General features: G+C 39.4%; 20 protein-coding genes and 2 riboswitches. Of the genes, 12 read left to right on the top strand and 8 right to left on the bottom strand.

What is annotated here, in order from left to right; genetic code table 11:
* Positions 1 to 2: 2 nt before the first annotated feature.
* From ABE65_RS20955 to ABE65_RS20945, 3 genes are all read right to left on the bottom strand, one after another.
* Positions 3 to 869, bottom strand: a complete 867-nt coding sequence (locus ABE65_RS20955; protein WP_066399404.1) for a helix-turn-helix domain-containing protein — start codon at positions 867 to 869, stop codon at positions 3 to 5.
* A gap of 132 nt (positions 870 to 1,001) precedes the next feature.
* A complete protein-coding gene (locus ABE65_RS20950; RefSeq protein ID WP_066399403.1) occupies positions 1,002 to 1,499 on the bottom strand; it encodes a C1q-like domain-containing protein in 498 nt (165 codons plus the stop codon).
* A 196-nt stretch (positions 1,500 to 1,695) separates the two neighbouring features.
* Positions 1,696 to 2,874, bottom strand: coding sequence for an oxalate decarboxylase family bicupin (locus tag ABE65_RS20945; RefSeq protein WP_066399400.1), 1,179 nt, complete (start codon positions 2,872 to 2,874; stop codon positions 1,696 to 1,698).
* 316 nt (positions 2,875 to 3,190) lie between these two features.
* Here ABE65_RS20945 and ABE65_RS20940 point away from each other — a divergent pair, with 316 nt between their 5' ends.
* Positions 3,191 to 3,733, top strand: a complete 543-nt coding sequence (locus ABE65_RS20940) for a DUF3267 domain-containing protein (RefSeq protein WP_066399398.1) — start codon at positions 3,191 to 3,193, stop codon at positions 3,731 to 3,733.
* Positions 3,734 to 3,914: 181 nt separating this feature from the next.
* Here the strand turns inward: ABE65_RS20940 and ABE65_RS20935 are convergent, their stop codons facing one another.
* Together ABE65_RS20935 and ABE65_RS20930 are read right to left on the bottom strand one after the other, a co-directional pair.
* Entirely contained in the window at positions 3,915 to 4,697 is a 783-nt protein-coding gene (locus tag ABE65_RS20935; RefSeq protein WP_066399396.1) for a DUF817 domain-containing protein, read from the bottom strand.
* Between the two features lie 121 nt (positions 4,698 to 4,818).
* Complete coding sequence (locus tag ABE65_RS20930) at positions 4,819 to 5,976, bottom strand: acyl-CoA dehydrogenase family protein (RefSeq protein ID WP_066399394.1); 1,158 nt, start codon at positions 5,974 to 5,976, stop codon at positions 4,819 to 4,821.
* 275 nt (positions 5,977 to 6,251) lie between these two features.
* Positions 6,252 to 6,363, bottom strand: a riboswitch (SAM riboswitch).
* 153 nt (positions 6,364 to 6,516) lie between these two features.
* Positions 6,517 to 6,617: riboswitch (SAM riboswitch) on the top strand.
* 115 nt (positions 6,618 to 6,732) lie between these two features.
* On the opposite strand from ABE65_RS20930, the gene ABE65_RS20925 reads away from it, so the two are divergent.
* The 3 genes from ABE65_RS20925 to ABE65_RS20915 all read left to right on the top strand — a co-directional run bounded on the left by ABE65_RS20925 (position 6,733) and on the right by ABE65_RS20915 (position 9,242).
* A complete protein-coding gene (locus ABE65_RS20925) occupies positions 6,733 to 8,124 on the top strand; it encodes an LLM class flavin-dependent oxidoreductase (protein WP_066399392.1) in 1,392 nt (463 codons plus the stop codon).
* 23 nt (positions 8,125 to 8,147) lie between these two features.
* The gene (locus ABE65_RS20920) at positions 8,148 to 8,954 is read left to right on the top strand and encodes a MetQ/NlpA family ABC transporter substrate-binding protein (RefSeq protein WP_066399390.1); all 807 of its coding nucleotides are present in this window, start codon (positions 8,148 to 8,150) and stop codon (positions 8,952 to 8,954) included.
* A gap of 108 nt (positions 8,955 to 9,062) precedes the next feature.
* Positions 9,063 to 9,242: a hypothetical protein gene (locus ABE65_RS20915; protein WP_066399388.1), complete on the top strand. Its 180-nt coding sequence runs from the start codon at positions 9,063 to 9,065 to the stop codon at positions 9,240 to 9,242.
* A 455-nt stretch (positions 9,243 to 9,697) separates the two neighbouring features.
* Here ABE65_RS20915 and ABE65_RS20910 read toward each other — a convergent pair whose 3' ends face one another.
* Entirely contained in the window at positions 9,698 to 10,192 is a 495-nt protein-coding gene (locus tag ABE65_RS20910; protein ID WP_066399385.1) for a GNAT family N-acetyltransferase, read from the bottom strand.
* Positions 10,193 to 10,714: 522 nt separating this feature from the next.
* Here ABE65_RS20910 and ABE65_RS20905 point away from each other — a divergent pair.
* Both ABE65_RS20905 and ABE65_RS20900 read left to right on the top strand, forming a co-directional pair.
* On the top strand, positions 10,715 to 11,659 hold the full coding sequence (locus ABE65_RS20905; RefSeq protein ID WP_066399383.1) for an AraC family transcriptional regulator: 945 nt from the start codon (positions 10,715 to 10,717) through the stop codon (positions 11,657 to 11,659).
* 13 nt (positions 11,660 to 11,672) lie between these two features.
* Positions 11,673 to 12,053 (top strand): DUF1761 domain-containing protein, encoded by a 381-nt coding sequence (locus ABE65_RS20900; RefSeq protein ID WP_066399382.1) that lies wholly within the window; start codon positions 11,673 to 11,675, stop codon positions 12,051 to 12,053.
* A gap of 286 nt (positions 12,054 to 12,339) precedes the next feature.
* Here ABE65_RS20900 and ABE65_RS20895 read toward each other — a convergent pair whose 3' ends face one another.
* Positions 12,340 to 13,833: a peptide MFS transporter gene (locus tag ABE65_RS20895; protein WP_066399380.1), complete on the bottom strand. Its 1,494-nt coding sequence runs from the start codon at positions 13,831 to 13,833 to the stop codon at positions 12,340 to 12,342.
* A gap of 323 nt (positions 13,834 to 14,156) precedes the next feature.
* Between ABE65_RS20895 and rlmN the strand changes: the two genes are divergently transcribed.
* The 3 genes from rlmN to ABE65_RS20880 all read left to right on the top strand — a co-directional run bounded on the left by rlmN (position 14,157) and on the right by ABE65_RS20880 (position 18,597).
* Positions 14,157 to 15,236, top strand: coding sequence for a dual-specificity RNA methyltransferase RlmN (rlmN, locus tag ABE65_RS20890; protein ID WP_066399378.1), 1,080 nt, complete (start codon positions 14,157 to 14,159; stop codon positions 15,234 to 15,236).
* Positions 15,237 to 16,091: 855 nt separating this feature from the next.
* Positions 16,092 to 18,044, top strand: a complete 1,953-nt coding sequence (locus ABE65_RS20885; RefSeq protein WP_082861540.1) for an endonuclease MutS2 — start codon at positions 16,092 to 16,094, stop codon at positions 18,042 to 18,044.
* Positions 18,045 to 18,057: 13 nt separating this feature from the next.
* Positions 18,058 to 18,597, top strand: a complete 540-nt coding sequence (locus tag ABE65_RS20880) for a GNAT family N-acetyltransferase (protein WP_066399376.1) — start codon at positions 18,058 to 18,060, stop codon at positions 18,595 to 18,597.
* Between the two features lie 17 nt (positions 18,598 to 18,614).
* Here the strand turns inward: ABE65_RS20880 and ABE65_RS20875 are convergent, their stop codons facing one another.
* A complete protein-coding gene (locus tag ABE65_RS20875; protein WP_066399373.1) occupies positions 18,615 to 20,180 on the bottom strand; it encodes a glycosyl hydrolase family 28-related protein in 1,566 nt (521 codons plus the stop codon).
* Positions 20,181 to 20,571: 391 nt separating this feature from the next.
* Between ABE65_RS20875 and ABE65_RS20870 the strand changes: the two genes are divergently transcribed.
* The 3 genes from ABE65_RS20870 (at position 20,572) to ABE65_RS20860 (ending at position 24,776) form a co-directional block, all read left to right on the top strand.
* A complete protein-coding gene (locus tag ABE65_RS20870; RefSeq protein ID WP_066399370.1) occupies positions 20,572 to 21,759 on the top strand; it encodes a ParM/StbA family protein in 1,188 nt (395 codons plus the stop codon).
* 14 nt (positions 21,760 to 21,773) lie between these two features.
* Complete coding sequence (locus ABE65_RS20865) at positions 21,774 to 22,361, top strand: hypothetical protein (RefSeq protein WP_066399367.1); 588 nt, start codon at positions 21,774 to 21,776, stop codon at positions 22,359 to 22,361.
* Positions 22,362 to 22,736: 375 nt separating this feature from the next.
* Positions 22,737 to 24,776: a catalase gene (locus ABE65_RS20860; protein WP_066399360.1), complete on the top strand. Its 2,040-nt coding sequence runs from the start codon at positions 22,737 to 22,739 to the stop codon at positions 24,774 to 24,776.
* Positions 24,777 to 24,784: the final 8 nt, after the last annotated feature.

Below are 24,784 nucleotides of genomic sequence, written 5' to 3'. Positions count from 1 at the left end.
AGCTATTTCTTATCCAAAATCACCTTTTTGCGATATTGAAGGGGAGAGATGCCCAGATGTTGCTTAAATAATCTGCTGAATGAAACAGGGTTATTCAAGCCAATTTCATAGGTAATATCAGTCATGGAGTATTCGGTTGTCTCTAGTAAGGTGATTGATTTAGCAATTCTTAGCTCAGCAATATGCTGAAAAGGTGTTTTTTTGTAGAGAGTTGAGTAATTTCTTAACAGGTGATTAGGAGATAAGCATGAGATTGCTGCAATCTCATCAAGCGTAAGTTGTTTATCATAAAAGGCTCTTATGTATTCATGTGCTGTACTTACTCGTTTATAAATTTCTTCGCGTGTTGATTTACGGGCTAAATCCAACCGATCGATTTCTTTAAAAGTTTTCATTTGTTCTCTAAATAGAGTGGTCATTATGGAATAAAATTGTTCATCTAACATGTTGGAGTCAAGTGGGTATTGATTTGTCATATGTTTTAAGAGGCTCATTTGCTGAGTCAGAACCTGGCTTTGTTCATACGTTTTTTCAAAAAAGGAAGCTGATGTATGAGTCGTATAAGGATCATCTAATAGTTGATGATCGGAAACGGACAGATTACGGAATACATCGTTCGCAAAATCTTCTTGGAAAAAGACACAGAACGATTCTACTTCTTTTTGTTCGTCTATGGTTATGGTGTAGGGACCTTGATTGAGTAGCAGGTAATTCCCTTCTTCAACGGCAAAATATCCACGATTTGTTTTGTAATAAGCTTTTCCGTTCAAAAAGGTTTTAATAGAGAGAAGTCCTGTGCCGTCCCAATGATATTGCGCGCTCTTTGCATGAAGGATGTAATTTGATCTGCGTACGTTTTTTTCTGTCATTGGATTACTCCTAAACGAGATTGTAATAGGGAAATTATACCTTATATAGCGTGCTCTACGAGAGGGTTTCATGGATTGTTTCACATGAAACAACGAAAAAGGAAGGTGATAGGGTTCACCTTCCAACATTCATTAACCTATCTTCGCTCCCTCAAAACGAGTTGCGATTGGATTTACCTCAATTTCTATCGTTGCGCCCGAAGGACTTGAAGCCACTACTTGAACTTCATCGCCTCTTCTTAACTCGACGAGAGATGAAGTAGCGACGATCGCGTTTGGCGATGTAATCGTTTCTTGATTTCCTGCAACAATTTCGCCGTTTACACGAATGCCGACGAATGCAGAATAGGGTGTTCCCGTATAAATCGGCAAAAAGATACTAGCTGTAAACGTATAAATGCCATTGCTTTTTGGAACAAACGTTGATGTATCTGGATTATATTCATTATTGCTATCAAAAACTTCTACCGGATAAATGACTTGATTTGGTGTTGTGCCTAAAATAAATTGAAACAGATCTTTAACCGCTTTAAAGGCAGAAACCTTTTGGCAAGGCTGAATTTTTCTATGCTTGCACTCACAATCTCTTTTCATATGTGCGTACGAATCATGATCATAATGGTGGTACATACGAACTTTCCCTCCTATTTTCACTCTGAACTAAAATCTAAATCAGAGAATAATCTATCAGATTATTACTAGTAGATTATGCGGACAAGGTGTAAGTGGTGTGTATGCATAGAGGTAGGGGAAGTAGTTTTACTAGAAAGAATGAAAGAAAGCGATTAGTAGTTTCTAATCGCCGTTAATAGGTATGATCGTGCATTTAATCATATTTCACAACTGGCCATTTTTCTTTTCTAAGAGAGTTCATGAGCTCAGGACTAGCGTTCACATTCGTTTGCACGATTTCTTTGGGCGTTAAAGCCATCCATTGGTTTAAAGAAACATCTGCAAAACGGTCACTTTTAAACATTTCTAAAAACCAGAGGCTCTTATTTCCGGTATTTTGTACATAATGACCGAACGCAAACGGAACATACCCCACGTCTCCCGCTCTTACATCAAACGTTCGTGCTGTGCCATTTCCAGCGAAAGCGGTCATGCGCCCTTGACCGGCTAAATAATATTGCCACTCATCATTATTCGGATGCCAATGCAACTCTCTCATTCCGCCAGGTTTTATTTCAACTAAAGCAGCAGCGATTCTCTGTGAAATCGGAAAATTAGTAGAATCAACGATACGAACGGTCCCACCGGGAGTAACGAGAGGTTTCTGTGCCATTAAACGGTGTGTGAAGCTTAACGGAACTGTTCCATAGGGATCAGGTACAGCTTGTGTTTCAATCGGACCTGGAACCGTAGATTGATAGATATAACGTTGCTCAGTCGGAATGTTCGCAAACGCGCTCTCCGGTATACCGAAATTAGCTGAGAGTACTTCTTTTGGTGTATGTGCAAACCAATCTGAAATAGAAAACGTACTAAGATCGGAAAAACTTCCGTTATCAAAAACGAGTAAAAACTCACAGCCTTCTTCAAGACCTTGAATGGAGTGTGGGATGCCTGGCGGGAAATACCAAAGATCGCCTTCACTAACGTCGGCTATGAAATTCCTGCCGTTTTGATCAACCGAGGTAATGCGAGCACGGCCTAATATCATATAAGCCCATTCAGCTTCTTGATGCCAATGCAGCTCTCTAACACCGCCTGGGGTAAGACGCATATTCACTCCGGCAAGGGTCTTGGCGACGGGAAGCTCACGAACCGTAATTTCTCTCGACCAGCCCCCAAAATTTAATTGCATATGAGTATCAGAATAGGAAAAGCGCAAATTCGGGACAGTTCCCGCATCTGTTGCAGGAGAAACTAGCATATCCGGATTTTGTATGTCACGCATGATGTCACGAGGTCCTAAGTCGGTCGCACCTGCACCATCACTGCGGATCGGCTGAGGAATCTGCATCTGTCTTTGTTGCTGTTGATCTTTATGGTTCTTATCCATCTGATGAGCTCCTCTCTAAAAAGGTTCAAACGTCATCTCTGTATTCATATGGAGGGGACATCTTGAACATGCAGATTTCTTGGAAAGGATGGTAAATGAAAAAAATACTGGCTAAAGCAGTCCTTCCGCAACTGAATTGGACTGTCTTTTTGTTGATTTTGACACGGGATTTCATCATTTTACATTGCAGACGTTATTTTTATAAGCTGATTGATATGTTAATTGCTATAAATATATTGTGTAGAAATTAACAAACCAAAAGGTTAATTGGTTATTTATGTTAAAATAAGGAAGTTAGTTTAACTGAGGAAGGTGAATGCTTATTATACTTTGGTTTCGACACTTACCACAAAAGAGTATGGACCTATCAGAATGGATTCCTTTCATACAAAATAATTGGTATCGAAAACATTATATGAAGTTTGTATACCTACTTCAGATAATCATCTTTTTGATACCACATTTCTTTACTACAGGATTTACAAGTATTAATCTATTTTTACTCATCTTAATAGCCATTCTTGTTTTCATCATTCATGAATGCATACACATTTTGGTCATAAACAAAAAAGGTGATATTAGCCTAACGTTTAGTGGTATGTTTTTTTGGCTAAATACAAACGCAATCCTCAACAAAGTTAGGTTCTGGGTCTTTATGAGCTTGCCCTTTATTGTATTATCCGTTGTGCCAGTCATTTTATCGTTCTATGTATCAGGAAATATCAAATTAATTCTATTATTTGTAAGTTGGTTCAACACTTTGATATCTTCTTCAGATATCATTAATTCATTTCTAGTTGCGATTAAACCCAAGAACACAAATTTTTGCAGAGGCTATTACCAAATAAAACAGTATTAAAGGTAACTTATCTGCATTGATTTGAAGTTAGAGAAAATTTAAAAGTATTAACCTGTTAAAACTAAAGGGAACGTTAGTTGAAGAAGAGGTCAATCAATACAAAACAAAAGGAGCTTGATTATCCATGCTCCTTTTTTATGTGCTATTACTGTTTCTTGGGACGTTGTATGCAAGCAAATGCTTAAAGGTGTTTCGTATGCGTGAAAATCTCATCTTGGTGACTTTTTATCCGTTTTAACTGTGCCACAATAATGATGCTGATGATTACGAGCAGAAACCATGAGCTGATCTTACCGATATGAACGAGTGACCAAGAGACTTCCTGGTTCGGATACTGCCAGGCACCGAGAAACGTTGTGATGTTCTCAGCGATCCAGATGAAAAATCCGATCAGCAAAAAGGAAAGAAGGATCGGCATCTTATAGACACGCTCGTTGATCGTATAATGAACAACGGTCTTATAAAAGATAGGAAATAAAAGCAGGATAAGAATCCATCTGGCATCAAACAAGTAATGATGGATAAAAAAGTTTAAATAGATCAGCACACAAATACCAAAAGAAAAGAGAGGATACGGCCAACCCGTAATCTGAAGGTCGAGCCTCCGCCAGCTTTGGCATATATAACTTGCTACACTTGCGTACATAAAACCGCTGTAAAGAGGCACACCATAAATTTTCGAATAACCCTCTTCAGGATAGCTCCAAGACCCCATATGAACTTTGAATAACTCTAGTGCTAAGCCGATCAAGTGAAAGACACAAATGACTTTTAGCTCATCGATTGTTTCAAGTTTCGTTAGAATCATTGCAACCTGTGTGATGAGACATAAAAGAAGTATGAAGTCGTATCGAGGGATGACCGGAATGCTGACGAACTTTGAAAGAGCTAACGCTCCAAAGATGATGACCGGAAAGATACAAGAAAGTGCTTGTAAATAAGTGAATGTAAGAAGCGCTCTCATGAGCAAACCACCTTTTATCGATTGATATGGAAATATATTGTATCCATAATAACCTATGGTGATTTAAATCTCATCATATAAAAAAATGGTGAGTTTAACATGAATCTGTCAGTTGACTATTTTATTTAAGCGCAGCATCAGCTAACGAATAGACGATTGCATCATCTGTTGGTGGGTTATGAAGACCAGCTCTCACATCCCTAAAATGTCGCTGAAGCGGATTTTGTACAGAAAGACTTCGAGCCCCAACAATCCTCATCGCAAGGTCTACGACTCGATTTGCACTGTTTGTTACAGAATGCTTAACGGCAGCGAGTTCTGTTCCTAGATTCTGACGCTGTTCAGGGTGGTTCACCCATTTTTCAGCAACGGCGTGCAGAATTGTTCTTGCTTGGAATAGCTCAAGTTCAATCTTGCCAATCTTTCTTCTCACCTCAGGTACGTCTGAGATCAGTCCTGATAATGTGTTAGGACTATATTCTGACGCAAATTTAATTGCGTAATTCCGCGCTGCTCTTGCAATACCTAAGTACACAGCAGGTACTTGCAGATACCAGCCTTTCGGAACAATGTTCTTTCCATCTTCAACAACAAGAAGGTTTTCCTTGGACACATAAACATCTTTCAAAAGGAGGTCGTCACTTTTTGTGCCTCTCATAGAGATACTGTCCCATGTTTCTTTTACAAAAACCCCTTTTTCACTATGGTTCACTAAGAAAAAACCTTTATGGTTAGTTTCAGAAATAGTGGCGGTGACGACCGAGTAATCAAGAGCTTCTGCCATAGAAGTAAAAGCTTTGCTTCCGTTGATCAACCATCCGTCTGCTTTCTTAACAGCGGTTGTTGTAGGAATACCTCCGCGAGAAGGACTTCCTGTCGCACGCTCTGTTTGTGCCAAGTTGATGAGTGCTTTTTGTTCCACTACTTTCCGGCTAAGGTCAGCGAACGCATCACCACTCCAATGATGGTTTTCCGCCGCTTCTAAAAGAGTACCGAGATGCCAGCCGAGAGAAAGGGCAGTAGGAGCATCTCCCTCAGCTAAATGCTCTTGAATCGTTAAGAACTCAAGTAGATTCAATCCTTTACCACCATATTCTATTGGGATGGTAAGAGAAAGAAAGCCAGCATCCTTCAAATCTTGAAAGTTCTCATAAGGAAAAACGCCTTCTTGATCTACAAAATCTGCGCGTTTCTTGAAAACTTCTTTTAGTGCTAGTGCGGTATTTATCGCTTCTTCAAAATGATTGATCTCAGTGGTTTTTCTCAATGGAATGCTCATAGTTCCCTCCTAATTTTTTTCAGCAAGGTTTTAGTAGATTGGTTTTGTTATTAGACATCTTTGATAGGTTGATTGGAGCGCAAGGTGAGAGACTCCTGTGGGACAAGCGGTCAGGTTAGACCCTTAAGGGCGCGAAGCGGCAAGGGGCTCACCGATTGCCCCACGGAAAGCGAGCACCTGGAGCGGAAATCAACTACATACAAGAACAGCGGAGAAAACAAAAAAGCCCTCTTTCAAAGACGAAAGAGGACGTAGATTCCATAAGCTAACACGCTTTCTCATCTTTCAGACATTAGAAAAACATCTGCTGGAATTAGCACCTTTCTTTTTTCAAAGCGGTTGCTGCAGGATCGTAGGACCAGTTCCTCCCCTGACTCTTGATAAGAAAAATATTTAATTATTAGTCATCACTATAGAGGATAAAGCAAACCACTGTCAACTAAAAACTGATTGTTAAGAAAATTATTTTATTTCTCTAAATTGCATTGACAGGCCATTTTTATTCCTGTATATTTCGTTATTAAATTGAATAGTATCGATTCCTTATCGAGAGAGGTGGAGGGACTGGCCCTTTGAAGCCTCGGCAACAACTATTTTTAGACTGTGCCAATTCCAGCAAGCGAAAGCTTGAAAGATAAGAGGAAATCTATATACGTATGTTTATTTCACGTATTTATTAACCTCTTCTCAACGCTGAAGAGGTTTTTTTATTTTCTCTTGGAGCGGGTACAAAATATTCGGATGGAGGAAGTTATTTTGGGTAAAAAAATTTTGTTAAACGCGTTCGAGATGACAAGTGCTATGCACAATTCTCATGGTCTTTGGAAACATCCTGAGAACAAGAGACAAAGAAGTTACAAGGATCTGAACTATTGGATCGACTATGCGAAGCTTTTAGAAAGAGGGAAGTTTGACGCTGTGTTCTTTGCAGATGTGTTAGGGGTTTATGACGTTTATAAACAAAGCAAAACTCCTTCTATTCAAGATGGGCTTCAAGTTCCTTTAAACGATCCAGCATTACTTGTATCGGCTATGGCGAGCGTAACAGAAAATCTATCTTTTGCCGTGACGGTAAGCACAACGTATGAACAGCCGTTTGGGAACGCGCGTCGCTTTTCTACGCTAGACCATCTAACGAATGGGCGAATTGCTTGGAATGTGGTCACTTCTTATCTGCCAAACGCGGCGAGAAATTTTGGGCTGCAGAATATGATCAAGCACGATGAACGATACAACATCGCGGATGAATATTTAGATGTTTCTTATAAACTTTGGGAAAGCAGCTGGGAAGATGGAGCCGTTGTAGAAGACGTTGAGAACAATAAACTGGTTGATCCTGAAAAAGTTCATGAGATCAACCATGAAGGACAATATTTTAGCGTGGAAGGACCTCACTTAAGTGAACCATCTCTTCAGCGTACGCCAGTGATCTACCAAGCTGGAACGTCTGAGCGTGGCCGTGATTTTGCGGCAAAGCATGCGGAGTGTATCTTTGTAGGTGGTCCAACACCAGAGAGAATTCGCTTTTATGTTGACGATATTCGTAAACGCGCTATCAAGCACGGTCGAAATCCAGAAAACCTGAAGATTTTCTCTTTCCTAAACGTGGTGGTGGGGAGAACGACTGAAGAGGCGGAGGAGAAATTCAAAGAATATGCAAGTGTTTGGAGCGCGGATGCTGCAAAAGCGCAGTATGGAGCGAGCGGTTATGATATCGCGGAGTATGAAGAGTTAGATCCGGAACTTCCATTCTCGTACAACAAATCAACAGAGGGCGGACATTATAAAGCCGCCACACTCACTACGGATGCGCCTAAACCGTTAACAGTGGGAGAAGTATTGAATCGCTTCGAGTCTCCTGACAGAGGTAGTTTCATAGTGGGGAACCCTGAAGAGGTAGCGGATGGTATTCAAAAGCAGTTTGAAGAGTCTGGCGTAGACGGTTTTAACCTAAATCACCTTGTAACACCAGGAGACTTAGAAGCTTTTGTAGAGCTTGTTGTACCTGTTCTTCAAGAAAGAGGACTATACAAAAAAGAGTACAACAGGGGCACGCTTCGTGAAAAATTGTTTACACCTGGACAACCTTTGCTGCCTAATGATCATCCAGCGGCTAGATTTAGACCGGTGTTAACGGAAAGTAAATAAGTGGAGAGTGGAGGAGAAATCTTATGAAACGATTCAAAGTCTTTATATCAGCAGCGCTCTTAATCGGTATTCTAGCAGGGTGTGGCGCTTCAGGTGAGAGTGAGAAGAAGATAACACTCGGCGCAACCGTGCCTTACAGCGACATGCTAGAAAAAGGTGTAAAGCCATATCTCGAGAAAAAAGGATACGCAGTTGAAGTAAAAGAATTCAATGATTATGTACAGCCGAATATCTCTTTAAAGAGCGGTTCGTTAGATGCAAATCTGTTTCAGCATAAAGTGTACATGGATGCTTTTTCAGAAGAGAATGATATGAAACTAGCTTCTGTGATTACGGTGCCTACTGCGCCAATTGGTATCTATTCTAAGAAATACAAGTCAATAGACGAGATTAAGCCCGGAAGCACGGTTTCTCTAGCGAATGATCCAACGAACTTAGCAAGAGGCCTTACTGTTTTGAGAGATAATGGACTGATTGAAATCGATTCTTCCGCAAATCCACTCAGAGTCTCGGAAAAAGATGTCACGAAAAATCCGAAGAACTTAAAATTTCAACCTGTTGAAGCTGCACAAACTCCAAGAACGCTCGACTCCGTAGATCTAGCGGCAGTTAACGGAAACTTTGCTCTATCATCAGGTCTAGATTTAAAGGATGCGCTAGTAAAAGATAAACTTCCAGAAGATATCATCAATCGAATTGTTGTACTTGAAAAAGATAAGAATTCACAGCTCGCAAAAGATTTAAAAGCTGCCGTAGAGTCAGATGCATTTAAGAAGGTCATTCAAAGTGATTTCGAAGAGTTTCATAAGCCAGATTGGATGAATAAGTAATTTCAATAAAAATCAGCATTTTATGTGCTGGAAAAGCTGTACGAATGCCGTTGCCAACTCTCTTAGATGTTCATAGAATATGTTATGTTGACTCAAGGGGGGATTAATATGAGTAACTGCCCGCACTGTGGCCTTTTCCGATATGATCTAAGTGGATGTATCTGTTCTGATAAAGAATTTACTAGTGATTGGAATCAAAGATACATTGAAGAAATCTTCAATCCAAACAACAATCAGGTGAATGGATCGAAGAAGACGAGACGCCCGCAAAATCTCTTAGATCTGTAAGAACAATAAGACTTATTCATTCTTATAAACGTTACAATGCCGACTACATGATTTGTTTTTCTGCAAATCATGAGTGGGCTTTTTTAATTTTTTATGGGATTTTTTAAAGGTTGCTTTTGGAAGTATTGATCTCCGTTCCAGATACTCGCTTTCCACGGGGCAGGCGGTGAGCCACATTTGTTCGTTTCACTCTTAAGTGTCTCACCTGCCCGCCTGTCCCGTAGGAGTCTCGCATCTTACACTCCAATCAAAGATTCATGAAGACATAATTTGAAAGCGCAATGTTTAAAGAGCATGTCTATCGTACAGTGGGTTTTTCACTTCCTCCTTCCATGAAAGTTGATTTGAGCGGAAATCAACTACTTTCTAAGAGCATCTTCATGGAAATATAAACTTCATATCAAATACAAAAAGCAGACCTTACATAGAAGATCTGCTTTAAATGAGTCCATCAATTAACGAAGCGATGGAGGAGTAGCAAGCTTTCTTACGCTTGACTTCGTACGAACACCAGTCGGCGTTGAAATAGCATTAGACGATGTAAGTTCTTTTTGGATAACGATGCTAGAGCCTAGCTGCCCATGAACTTTAAAGCCCCAATGTTGAAAAGTCTTTAGAGCATCTGTATTCTCTTCGTCAACTGTACCAAATACATTGCGTATACCTTGTTGCATAAGGTGACTCTCGAATACGGGCAGAAATGAAGTTGCGATCCCTTTTCCTTGATGCTTCGTATCTAACACGACATAATCCACAAAAATCGTCGGACCGATTCTAAATCGATAACATACAAAACCGATAATTGTGTCATTGCTATCACAGACAATCATGACCTCGTTGGCCATGTTTATAATCATTTCAATCACGTTTTTACGGACTTGAAAGTTACTTACTACCATATCTACTAAAAAAGGATCGTCCTTACCAGGTACCCGTTTGCGAATATACAATGATATTCCCCCTTATATTACTTTACGAAGGGAAGATATAAAGAAATAAATAGAAGATGATTCGCTTGCGAAAACCATAGGTTACATCAAAACATACCTATTAATTTTTTAAAAATCCCCCTTGCTTGTACTATATGTGCTTGTCCTTGAAAGGGTCTGGATACCGTCCTAATTCTTATGAAAAAGGCTCTATATAAAAGAATGTTTTAAAAACATATAAAAGCCGAGGAAGATCCCCGGCTTTCAACCTGCTTATGCTACTTCAGGTCTTTTTTTACCTTTTTTTCTTTTCTTGAATCCTAATAGGCTACCGATTAAGCTCACTATAGACCCCCCCTTCTATAAGCGAACTGTTGAGAAAAAGAACAATGATTCTTGTTTTCTTCTCTACTCTATCTTACGCAAGCTTGTCTCAATGGTTTGGACGATTCTTAAAAATGGATGCTAAAAAAAATCCATTTACAAATACATACAGAAATTCGATTATAATTTAAGAACTAGCATGAAAAAGGAGTCCAGTTTATGAATGTTGAGTGGGAGCAACGAAAACAAATATTCAAAGTCTTGGAGTATATTGAAGAGCATGTAGAGGATTCATTGCCATTAGAGAAACTGGCTGTCATCTCTACATATTCTCCTTTTCATTTTCAGCGAATTTTTAAAAGTATTGTGGGAGAAACACCAGCAGCTTACGTAAAAAGATTTCGATTGGAAAACGCAGCACATCGACTGATCTATGAAACCTATATCCCTATCACTCAGGTTGCGATGTTGTGTGGTTTCTCATCTTTATCGTATTTCACATATTCTTTTCAATCCTATTTCAAGACGAGCCCGAAGAACTGGCGGGAAGGAGCTTATCTTCAGCAATTTCCTCGGGAATATGAAGATAGCAAGAAATCTAAACAAGTTCGCAACCCTTCGAAAGTAATGGAGATCAATGCTCCTTATAATGAGTTTAAATGGCTAGATTTATCTAAAATAAGAATCGAAACTTTTCCAAACCGTACTACGTTGAAAGCTCATCATTTTGGGACGTATACGAGCGGGGTTTCTGAAGCTTGGGAAGAAGTTCATAAATGGTGTGAATCAAGAAATTTAATCGATTCACATTCGTTGTTTCTTGGAATACCGCGAAACAATCCATACATCACGCCTCCTGAAAAATGTCGGTATGATTGTCACATTACGATCAGAGACTCAATCTCTGATTCCATATCGGCTGATGATACATCTAAATTTGTTGGTGGAAAGCATGTGGTGTACGAATTTGATGAGCCTGCCGATTATTCAGAACGCAACCTGATCATTGACTGTTACTCCGAACTGTATAGCTATTGGCTGCCAAGAAGCGGCTACAAATATTTAAGTAATCCAGTTGAAGTCATACAGATTCAACAGAACAAGAATACGTTACAACGGGAAAGCAAGATTAAAGCGATTGCCCTAGCCATTGAACCAAAATAACAAGGGGGCCATTATGGAAATAAACGGAGTACAAATAAACATAACAGCGATTATCGCTGGGGGACTTTTATATATGATTTACGGAGGGATCTACTATTCAACGATACTCGGTAAGAAAAAGGATAATGGTGAGACAGGACCTTTTAAATACATTTTTTCTGTAATCGTTGCCTTTGTCAGCTCATTTCTAATGTCTTATCTTATCGGCTTAATGGGAGCTGAAAGTGCAGCAGAAGGACTCATGGTTGGGTTCATCATAGGGATCATAATTACGATGGTCTATTATAAAAACAAACTTTTTGGTCTACTGACAAGAAAGTCTTTTATCATTGCAATCGGAGATCACCTAGTGATTTTCACCCTACTTGGATTGTTGCATGGATGGATGAATTAAGAAGGAAGAAGCTTAGTTGCTAAGCTTCTTTTTTTTTGTAAAAGATTAAGTCATAAAGCATGTCGTTCATGCTTACAAAGGCATCATTGACAAGTTGATTGGAGTGTAAGGTGGGAGACTCCTGGGGGATCAGTGTGACAGGTGAGACTCTTAATAGTGCAAGCCACTAAGAGGCTCACCGCACGCCCCCCGGAAAGCGAGCACCTGAAACGGAGATCAACTACATCTAAGAAAAAAACCACTGACGCAATGGAGGACCATTACATTAGTGGTTTTACATTTAAGATTAACGAATACCTTTCATCTTCTCTTGGATCTTAGGTGAGATGACAAATAGGATTAGTGATAACACAATCGCAGCTCCACCGATCGTACCGAAGTACATCATTTCTGTTTCTGCAGAATAGAACTTAACGATTTGTGCGTTGATCGCTTGTGCAGCTGCACTTGCTAAGAACCATAAGCTCATTGTTTGTGCAGAGAACGCTGCTGGAGCAAGCTTCGTTGTTGCAGAAAGTCCTACTGGAGACAATAGAAGCTCACCGATAACAACGATAAAGTAACTAAGCACTAACCATAATGGACTTACTAGTGAATCTTCTCCACCAAAGTAAGCAGGAAGAAGAATAACTAAGAAAGATAATCCAGCAAATAATAAGCTTAGTGCAAATTTCTTAGGTACAGACGGTTGACGTGTACCAAGTTTTACCCACATCCATGCGAATAGTGGAGCAAGAGTAATGATGAATAAAGGATTAAGAGATTGGAACCAAGCTGGTGAAATCTCTAGTCCTGCAAATGTTAAATCTGTACGCTTGTCCGCATAAGCTGCAAGAATCGTTGAACCTTGTTCTTGGATCGCCCAGAACATAACAGCAGCGATGAATAGCGGAATGTACGCAATAATTCGTGAACGCTCATCTGAAGTTGTTTTTGGACTACGATACATAACCACAAAGTAGATGGTAGGAATCGCGATACCAAAAATACCGACTAATGTAATGAATACATCAAGTGTGAAAATACCTGCTGGAATGGTTGTTCCTAAGATAACAGCTAGTACAACGGCAGAAATACCAACGATGATTGATACTTTCTTCTTCTCAGCTGGAGTTAATGGGTTAGGCACATACGTACCTGCAAGCCCAAGATTCTTTTTCTTCGTTAGCGCAAATACGATTAGTCCTAATAACATACCGACTGCTGCGATACCGAAACCTAAGTGGAAGCTCTTTTTAGCAACTTCCCCAACGATTAATGGAGAGATGAAAGCACCAAGGTTGATCCCCATGTAGAAGATACTAAAACCTGCATCACGACGAGTATCGCCAGGAGCATAAATATCACCCACAACACTGGATACGTTAGGTTTAAGTAAACCTGTACCAATAACGATAAAGACCATGGAAATAAACAGCATAGTCAGATCGCCTGGTAATACAGCTAGGACGATATGACCAATCATGATCAAAATACCACCATAGAATAACGCTCTAGATGTACCAAAAACTCTGTCTGCTAACCAACCACCGATTACACCGGACATATATACAAGTGAACCATAAATGGACATGATTGCGAGTGCAGTGGACTCTTCTAAGCCTAGACCACCTTTTGAAACTTCATAGTACATGTAGTAAATAAGGATTGCACGCATTCCGTAGTAAGAAAAGCGCTCCCAAAACTCTGTGAAGAAAAGAGTGAATAAACCTTTAGGGTGTCCAAAGAATCCTTTTTGCGGGACACTATCCACAATTTTCTGTCTATTGATGTCTGACATATGACAACCTCCTCTTAGTACATTAAATATAATACTTTGAAATATTTATTATTGTCAAAAGTTTTCGGCTTATCTATTATTACAGGTTCTTATGCATACGTAAATGGAAATTACACCCTATGTAGGCATAATGGCTTATATCTATGCATAAATCGGTTATAAAAGGTGTATAAAAGTAGTGCGGAAATTTACTTACGTAGTATGCACAAAAAAACAAAAAAATTGTAAGGTGCTGGGAAAGAGTTTCAACCATTGTGTACATAGTGAAATTTTTAGTACTATAGAAGAATAAGTTTACAGGTAGTGAAAAGAGGTCTTTTTACATGAACAAAAATTCCATTTATGGATTAACGATTGAACAACTTACAGAATGGCTTGGACAGCATGGCTATAAACCATATCGTGCAGCACAAGTATGGAACTATTTATATAGAGAACGGGTAACCGCTTTTACGGAAATGATCGATATTAAAGCAGACTGTATTGAATTATTAACCGAAAACTTTACGATTCAAACGCTTCGGGAGCACGTTAAGCAGGAAGCTTCTGATGGGACAGTTAAATTTCTATTCAAATTGAATGATGGCAATTTGATCGAAACCGTGCTGATGAGACATAAATACGGTTTATCTGTTTGTGTAACCACTCAAGTCGGTTGCAACATCGGATGCAGTTTCTGCGCAAGTGGTCTGTTAACGAAAACACGGGATCTATCAAGTGGGGAAATTGTAGAGCAGATCATGAACGTGCAGCATCATTTAGACGCTGCAGGCGAAGGAGAAAAGGTAAGTCATATCGTTGTTATGGGAATCGGTGAGCCTTTCGATAACTTCCAAAACATGATTGATTTCCTTAAAATCATGATCGATCAAAAAGGTCTAGCGATCGGTTCAAGGCATATCACTGTCTCAACAAGCGGGATCGTGAACAAAATGTACGAGTTTGCAGATGTGAACATCCCAGTCAATCTTGCATTATCTCTTCACGCACCGAACAATGAACTGCGTACAAAAATTATGAAGATCAACCGAGCTTTCCCTGTTGAAAAGCTGATGGATGCGATCAACTACTATATCGAGAAAACAAATCGTAGAATTACGATCGAATACATTCTATTAAAAGATGTAAATGATCATGTAGAAGAAGCAGTAGAACTTGCAGCTCTTTTCCAAGATAAAAAGAAAAAAACATATATTAACTTAATTCCATATAACCCAGTCGATGAGCATAGCCAGTATCAGCGAAGTGACCAAGAATCGGTTCTAGCGTTTTATGATACGCTCAAGAAGAACGGAATCAACTGTAAGATTCGTCAAGAGCATGGTACAGATATCGATGCAGCCTGCGGCCAGTTGAGAAGTAAACAGATCAAGAAGGATAAAGATCAATCGATTAAGTCTTAATGGAAGGCTGTTTACTCCTAAAAGTGCGTGGTGAATGGAAGTGGACAGTAAAAATGGCGAAGTCGATAGTAAATGTGTAAAAGTGGACAGTATTTCATCGAGAGTGGACAGTAAAACTCAAAAAGTGGACAGTATTTTCTAAAAAGCTGACAGTAAGCACACTTTGAGGTGTTTGCCCGCTTACCATATGCCTGTCTACGCATTAAAACTGATTCTATGTAGAGGTAGTTTTGTTGATGGTGACGGTAATCTGTCTGATTCGAAGATTAATCTGTCCGATTGCTCACATAATCTGTCCAATTGCTCACATAATCTGTCCAATCTGCACCGTAATCTGTCCATTTCAGCCCATAATCTGTCCAATTATATATTTCAAAAGCAGCATTGAATTCGAAAACAGCCTAATGAAAAGAGACCGGTTTTTTCAACTGGTCTCTTTTTATTAAGTTGACAAATGTAAAACAATTACATATGATGATGGTAATTCAATGGAAGGGATGGTGTGTTTGTGAGCGTTGTCGTTCTTAACTAAAACAATTTGGATATCGGTCTACAAAAGAAAAAATGAAACGGATTATCCGGTTTATTTGCTATGTCTTTTGTTTGCCACCAATAGTTAAGAACAGCGGTCAGATACAAGCCATCATACTAAATCCCATGATGCTTCGGACTCTTCTTATGAGCCGATTTTTTTATGCATTTTTTAGGGTGAAGTCTATCTATGAGGCAGAAATGACATGTTCATTTCTGTCTTTTTTTATTGGCAGTTCCTGGCCTCTGTTATGAGGAGGGGATAAAAAAACAGACTTAAAAAGTAATTTGTTTTTGCTATTAAAAATTTTGGAGGTCGTTCCATTGAATACACAAACCATAAACATGCTTGAATATAACAAGATTAAAGAGCAACTTGCATCTCATGCATTAAATAAAGCTACAAAAGAACAAATAGAAAAGCTCCAACCTTCTTCAAACCTGTCTGTGATTCAATCATGGATGCTCGATACGACAGAGGCAAAACGCATTTTAGAGAAGAGTGCCAGTGTTCCTATCGCTAATCTCAACGGTTTGGAGCAAGTTTTAGAGATACCGAAAAAGGGATTGAATCTATCCCCTGAACAACTCACATTAATTTTTGGACTTTTAGAAAACGTGAGCCGAATGCAGCGATTTATGAAAGACAAGGCTTCTGTAGGACCCAGCGTATCTTCTTATGCGTATTCTATGTTTGACCTAAGTGATCTAAAAGAAGAAATCTACCGTTGTATTCGTAACGGTAGAGTCGATGACCATGCTAGTAAAGCTTTGTTGAAAGTAAGAAAAAAGATCACCGTTGTCGAAGAAAGAATTAAATCCAAGCTTGATAATATGATGAAGTCCTCTGTTTACCGTGATATGCTGCAAGATCAGATCGTTTCCATGAGAGATGGTCGTTATGTTATTCCTGTTAAGAGCAAATATAAGCGTAATATTGACGGTCAAGTACTCGATAGTTCTTCAAGTGGCGCTACCGTGTATATAGAACCTCATGATATTCGTAAACTTCAAACCGAGATCAGTATGCTTAGAGCGGAAGAGGAGATCGAGATCTCTATGATTCTAGGCGTGCTAACAGGTATGGTTGCGAGTTATGAGAGGGAATTGCACATTACGATCGAAGCGATGATTCATTACGATTTTATCTTTGCAAAAGCGAAGTATAGCAGAACGTTAGATGCGAAATCAGTAGCGTTAAATCAAGAGAACAGAATAAAGATTGTTAACGGCAAACATCCTCTGATCGGTGAAAAATGTGTACCACTGCATTTTAATCTTGGCATAAACTATCAGTCACTCATCATCACTGGACCTAATACGGGTGGAAAGACGGTAGCTATCAAAACAGTTGGTTTATTAACTCTAATGGTTCAAATAGGGCTCCACGTACCTGTTGATGAAGGAAGTGAATTTGCCGTATTTAGAGACGTTTTTGTTGATATCGGAGATGGGCAAAGCATCGAACAATCTTTAAGTACGTTTTCTTCTCATATGACAACGATTATTTCCATTTTAAAAGATGCAGGACCACAGGATTTAGTCATTTTAGATGAACTAGGTGCAGGAACGGATCCTTCTGAAGGAATGGGGCTTGCCGTTGCTATCCTTGAGAGATTGTACAGCAAAGGAAGTATGATTTTAGCAACCACTCATTATAGTGAAATAAAAGAATTTGCTTCCGTTACACCTGGATTTGAAAACGGATCGATGGATTTTAATCTTGAGACGCTTCAACCTACGTATTCTCTAATTATAGGTAAAGCAGGTAAGAGTCAGGCTTTCTCGATCGCAAAGAAATTGGGGATGGACGATGAAATTATCCACCGTGCACAACTCATCTCAGGAAAAGAAAGTTATCCACATGTGGATAAAGATGATAGTTCTATGTTTTCCACAGATGAATTTATCCAACATAAGAACTTGCGTGATAAAGCTCAGTCAAAAGTGAAAAAATATCAGGAGAAACCACTAAAAACGGGAGAACAGCTAGGAGAAGTTTTTCATATTGGAGATCGCGTATTTGTATCAAGTCTTAAAGCGGCAGGAATTGTTTACAAGCTAGAGAATGATCATGGAGAACTAGGTGTATTGGTTGGAGAAAGTAAGCATATCATTCACAAAAAGCGATTAAAACTTCATATTGAGAGTAAAATGCTGTATCCAGACAATTATGATATGGACATTGTATTTGAATCAAAAGAAAATAGGAAAAAGAACAATTCCATGAATAAGCGACATATTGAAGGTCTTTCTATCGAGAGGGAAGATCACTAAGTGAGGGATCTAAATGAAGAACCTTGTCACGTGTAGGGTAGTAGGCGTTATGGAACTAACGGATGATTTTTTAAACGAATTCAATCGATATCAAGTAACAAAACAAGTATGGTATGTAGAGGATAAATCCTACAAAGTTAAGGATGATTATTTTATGGATGACTGGTCGCCTGAAAGGAAGATTCAGGTCATCGAAGAGTTAAGAAGATGTTTAAGCAGCGGGGGAGTGGTTGTGGCAGCATGGCTACAGAAGCAGTTAGTGGGCTTTGCGAATATTGAAAGTGAACGCTTTGGTTCCGAAGCGCAATATGTAGAGCTGCCATACCTACATGTCACAAATGAGATACGGGGTATGGGGATAGGGAAGAAGCTTTTTTCTCTTTGCTGCCAAGAAGCGAAGAGGTTTGGTGGTAAGAAACTCTATATCGCAGCGCATCCGTCTATTGAATCACAATCGTTTTATAGTGCTGTAGGGTGTTCTCCAGCCGAAGAAGTGATTGAGTGTATCTTCAAAAGAGAGCCATTAGACATTCAACTTGAAAAAGCGCTATAACAAAGGGAAAGAGACATCTAGGTACTGCTAGATGTCTCTTTTTCAATAACAATCTCATCAGTTACAGCTTTCTCGATGTCTGAAGCAATATCTATCGCCTTAATAATATGGTGATCGCAACGAATGCCTTTTAGCGTTACATCATTGGCCCGATGCGGTCCTCCGTATACTTTTACTGCAGGTCCAGAGGTTGTAAAATCTTTTACGACAACATCGTTCAGAATGACGTTGTGAGCACGATATTGAATGGCGATTAGCGGGTGTCCATCATAGTTATATGTCCGATCACCGAGTACCGTTAAACCATTGATAACAACATGGTTATATCCTGATACCACAAGGCTACGAGGTGTTGATTCTTTATAGAGCTCAGTATAAATAGGAGCGATGCTAAAGAGATTAGTTGCAGAGATATGATGAGCTGTTTTCGATTCAGGATCTATATCCTTATGATGGCCGATATGACGAAAGTTGTAGGATCGGTTATCATTTACGGATAAGTGACCATAGATGTGTACGTTTGAAGCGGCAGAAGCGTTATGATGTGCTTTAATCTCAACACCTCCAAAGCAGCGTGCTGTTGAGTTGTTTAGTAGCCAAACATTATGAGAACCGTCATCGATTTCAATGCCATTAGAGTTCGAAAATCCTTTCTTATGGGACCTTCCGCTGGGGTCACACATATGGGAATTCGAAATAAAGATATACTCACTGTGGTGTGTGGTAATACCATCATCCCCAAAGCCGTAGCCATTGAGATTGTCTAACCAGATGTATTTACTTCCTCCTCTTGAACGAGTACCGTCCCCGAGGTAAGTATATAGCGAAGAAGACACATCAAACCCGTGCAGCCCTGGATTAACAGCTTCTAGGTCAAACATCCATCCATAAGTGACGTTTGCGAAGGTCATACAGCTTGATCGATTGTTTCCTGCACTTGATTTTTCTTCAGGATTTAGGCGTTCAATGTTCCAATCTAGAGTCATTCCTTTTACGGCTATGTTTCGGTTACCTTTATAGTGATTCTTGTTCGTGATCAGCCATTCTCCTTTAGGACAATCATCATGCAGTTGTAGGGTCGTTTTCCCTTTTCCTTCCCCTAAAAGTATCGTCCAAGAAGGCAATTTGATGCCTTTTGTTATGAATTTTCCTGCTGGAATCCGTACAATGACTCTTCCTTTTCCGATTGCTTTTTTAAAAGCCTCCGTATTATCAGTTATTCCGTCCCCAACTGCTCCATAATCTAATACGTTCACTTCCTCTTTTATATAACGATAAAGCATCTCGTACTGCCCATTTAGCTTTAAGATCCATCTTGGATAGATATTGTCTTGCTCGTCTTTTTCCCAATCCGTGGTATCAACGTCGTAATAGGGAGCTCTTTTTATTACCATGCTTTTTGTCGCGTATTTGATCCATTCAAGAGAATTTCTTTGCTGTGCATTATATTTTTTAGACGAATCTTTAAACAGATTCTCTGAAGTTTTTAAATCAATAGATTCTGTATGAGCATGTTTCTTTCTTATTTGTTTTATTAAGTTTTTGTTTGTAAGTGGATCATGTTGTTTATCTAATGAAAGCATCAAGACGATCACCTCAATTTTATAAGATAGATTATAAATCATGATTTCCCTATCTAAAATAATATAATCAACATGTAAGAGGAGTAGGGGAGAGGTATTTTAAGGACCTATTTTTTGGATGCAAACATTTTTGTTTACAAGTTTACAAATACGTTTACAATTGTTTGCTTAATTGTTTGCAAGTTTGCAAAGTTGTTTACATGTTGATATATAAGGGTTTGTTTAATATTAAGTGGTTTGTTTGCAATGATGTTTACAAGTTTACAGAAAATGTTTGCGTGTTTACAAATGTATTAAAAAGAAAAATAGGCATTGTTTAATTTCAATTAACCCTCTAATCTATTTATATAGCAACAAAATATAGATTTGAAAAAAGAAAGGATGTACGCCCATGAGTAATTCTAGAATTGCTGCAGTTGATGTAGGTAACGATTCACTAAAAGGAATTTTCGGTACATTAGAACATGAATTAAACATCCCTAACGTAATTGCTAGAGATATTGAGGATCGTCCTGTTATCGGGATTGAGGAGTTAGACAGCAAAGATCCTTTAGAAGGCATACATATTAGAGTTCACTCCCCTGCCCTAAAAGAAAACAATGTTATTTATCGTGTAGGTCAGCTTGCTGCTAAGAGCGATAACTCTACTGAATTAGATCCAGGAAGCAGTAAATCAGAAGAAGATCAAACATTGATCATGCTTTTTGCTGCATTAGCTCTTGATGCTGTAAATGAAGATAATGCTAAAACATTTACGAAAAACAACAATGTGATTGATACAAGCTACATTTTAGGTACAGGCCTTCCTCTACGCGAAGTGAAAGAAGGTAAGGATGCTGGATATCGTTCAAAACTACTAGGATCTGTTCACCAAGTAGAATTCTTAGTAACACCTAAGTATCAAGGAATTAAAGTAAACTTAAAGTTTGAAGAAGTAAAAGTGTATCCAGAAGGATTCGCAGCTTTTATTAACCTAGTTATGGATAACGATCTAAATATTACGAATAAAGATCTGATCGACAAGCCTATTCTTATTCAAGATATTGGCGGACTTTCTACAGATATCGCAGTGATCAAGAATAGAAACGTTGATGATGATAAAGCTCAAGGCTTTAACCTTGGTGTTTCTGAAGCGCTAGAGCAAATTAGAGAAGAAATCCGCTCTAAGCATGGCGTGGAATTAGATAGCCGACGTGATGTAGTAGATATCATTACGAAGAAGACGAACCGCAACCACATCATGGTGCGTGGAAGCCGTACGAGTGTTCATGACATTACGGATCGTATTCTAGTCGACTTGGCGAAAAAGCAATACCGTCTTCTTCGCAACGTATGGCAAAAGAATTCGCAAACTGAAATCTGCTATTTTGTAGGTGGAGGATCTGCGGTACTCAAAGACTATATTAAGACGCTAAACAATAACCTAGATGGCTACAACATCGACTTTTTTGAAGATGAAAAAGAAAGCATCTGGATGATGGCAAACGCGTATTATAAGCTGATCTCTGATCACTTAAGAAGAACTGCGCCAAAAGAGAAAAAGAGCGAGGATAAAGACAAAAAAGCCGTTAAAGCTTAAACAAGGGTGATGAAATGGACAAAAAAGCATCCAATGAGATTACAAGAGGTAAAACGATTGCTTTTCGTATCCCCTCTGACACCCCAGATCACGTCATCAAACAGCTTCAAAAGCTGAAAGAGACGGAGAGGCGCAATTTTTCGAGCAAGATCTCAGAGTATGTACTTCAAGGTGTTGGACAAGACATCCAAAAAGATCGAGAGACGATTACTATACCGTTGCCGAAAAATTTAAGTAAGATGCAGCGTGATTGGTTGAAGCATGAACATTCAGAGGCCTTGTTAGGCAATATTTTGTATCAGCTTATATCTAATCCTGTAAGAACAGCATCTTTACTTGCGGCTTTAAATAGCAACTCAACCGATATAGACCAGGCCCTATATCTGCAGGAAAATGTAGCGCGCGATGTGGATTCATTGGATCAGTATGAGAATCCACCTGAAACCGAACACTCAACCGATGATTTTGACGATGATGATCTCAGTCAATTCGATTGGAACAGTGCAAAGCGAGATGAGCCTGAAGAAAAAGAAGAAACACAAAGCCCAGAGCAGGAAATGGAAGATCTGCTTGGAGATTTCCTGGCACATATGAATAAGTAACTAGAAAGCGTAGCTGAGGGATCAGCTGCGTTTTTTTATTAAAGTAAGCTTTCATGGTATGGGGTATGTGAGAGAAATAGGTAGGCGAAATTTGTCGAGGATTGTAAACTTGCGGATAAACGACTAAAACTTTTGGATTGAGCGACTAATCTCGTGGATAAACAGCCGAAATTTCTGGATTGGCTCCTTAAACTTCAGGATTAAAATGAAATAATACCCCTCTAGGTATATGAAACGATCGGTTTCGGTACATGAAACAGCAACTATTTTAACTTTCAAGGAGTAGAACTTTTATTAAAAATCAGTTTGCTTCCAACACAGGTAGGGAAAGGTCTCTTTGTGATGTGAAAATACATAATGGAGAGGATTAGTTAAATGAGCGATCAGAACAAAGTGAACGGCAACAGCAAGAACGTGCAGCTGGAACAGTATCGTGCAGATGACAAAGGCAAAAAGTTAACGACCAATCAGGGGTTAAAAGTTGCTGAAGACGAATTCTCGCTAAAAGCAGGAGAACGTGGTCCGACACTTATGGAAGATTTTCATTTTCGGGAAAAAATGACTCACTTTGACCATGAACGAATTCCAGAGCGTATCGTACATGCTCGTGGATTCGCAGCTCATGGTGAGTTTGAATTATATGAGTCATTAGGAGAATTTACGAAAGCAAATTTTTTAAATGATACCTCTAAAACAACTCCAACATTCGTCCGTTTTTCAACCGTAGCTGGTTCACGTGGATCTGCTGAAACAGTGCGTGACGCGCGCGGTTTTGCGACGAAATTTTATACGGAAGAAGGAAACTACGATCTTGTTGGAAACAACATTCCGGTTTTCTTCATTCAAGATGCGATTAAGTTTCCTGACTTGGTTCATGCGTTAAAACCAGAACCGCATAACGAGATGCCGCAAGCAGCAAGCGCACATGATACGTTTTGGGATTTTGTAGCCAATAATCAAGAGTCCGCGCATATGGTAATGTGGGCGATGTCAGACCGAGCGATTCCGAGAAGCTTTCGTATGATGGAAGGGTTCGGCGTTCATACGTTCAGACTTGTGAATGACGAAGGAAAAGCGCATTTTGTGAAGTTTCACTGGAAGCCAGTCTTAGGAACACATTCACTCGTATGGGATGAAGCACAAAAGATCTCAGGGAAAGATCCGGATTTTCACCGCAGAGATCTATGGGAATCCATTGAAAATGGGGATTACCCTGAGTATGAACTAGGACTTCAAATTATTGCAGAAGAAGATGAATTTAACTTTGATTTTGATATCTTAGATCCGACGAAATTGTGGCCTGAAGAGGATGTGCCAGTAAAGCTTGTAGGAAAGATGACGTTAAATCGTAACGTGGATAACGTTTTTGCCGAAACAGAGCAAGTTGCGTTCCATCCAGGACATGTTGTACCTGGAATCGACTTTTCTAACGATCCACTTTTACAAGGGCGGTTGTTCTCCTATACGGATACACAGCTTTCTCGTCTTGGTGGACCAAACTTCCACGAACTTCCGATCAATCGACCGGTTTGTCCGTTTCATAACAATCAGCGTGACGGAATTTCACGCCATACGATCAATAGAGGGCAAGTGAGCTATCACAAGAATTCGCTTGCAGCGAATACGCCGTCACCTACTCCTGAAGCAGAAGGTGGATATGTTCATTATCAAGAAAAAGTAGATGGAAGAAAAATCAGAAGCAGAAGCGAGAGTTTTAAAGATCATTTCTCACAAGCCACTCTATTCTGGAATAGTATGAGCGAGCCTGAAAAACAGCATCTTAAGAATGCTTTTAGCTTTGAGCTCGGTAAAGTGAAGAGTAAATCCGTACAACAACAAGTCGTAGATATGTTTGGAAATGTGAGCTTGGAGCTTGCGACTACTTTTGCAGAAGCGATCGATGCCGTACCTCCTCAAGGAGAAGATTCTTCGGTTACAAAGTCTTCACCAGCTCTAAGCCAGCTGAATACGGTGAAAAGCCCGAAAACAAGAAAAGTAGGAGTGATCGTTGGGTCTACTGTAAGCAGTGAAGTGGCAGAAATCCTTCAATCACTAAAAGAGAGTGGCATTCAAGGTGAATGTATCAGTGATAAGCTAGGGAAGCGAACAGCAGGTGATGGATCTGAACTAGAGATCATGCATACGTTCTTAACAGCGACTTCTGTTATCTTTGATGCGATCTACGTGGTAGGTGGTAGTGAGGATGCTACGTTTAAGAAGAATGCTGTACACTTCGTTAATGAAGCTTTCGCGCATTTTAAACCGATTGGTGGTACGCATGAAGGTCAGCAATGGTTGAAGGAAGCAGAACTAACTGGACAGCCTGGTGTTGTTAGTGGAGATGGAAAAGACGATTTCGTACAGAACTTTACGGAAGCTATTTCTGTACACCGCCATTGGAACCGTCAAGTATAAGGATGAAA

Origin of the sequence: Fictibacillus phosphorivorans (assembly GCF_001629705.1) — a bacterium.
Lineage (GTDB): Bacteria > Bacillota > Bacilli > Bacillales > Fictibacillaceae > Fictibacillus > Fictibacillus phosphorivorans_A.
Note: the sequence above shows the minus strand (reverse complement) of the source record. Positions and strands in the feature narration are given on the sequence as shown.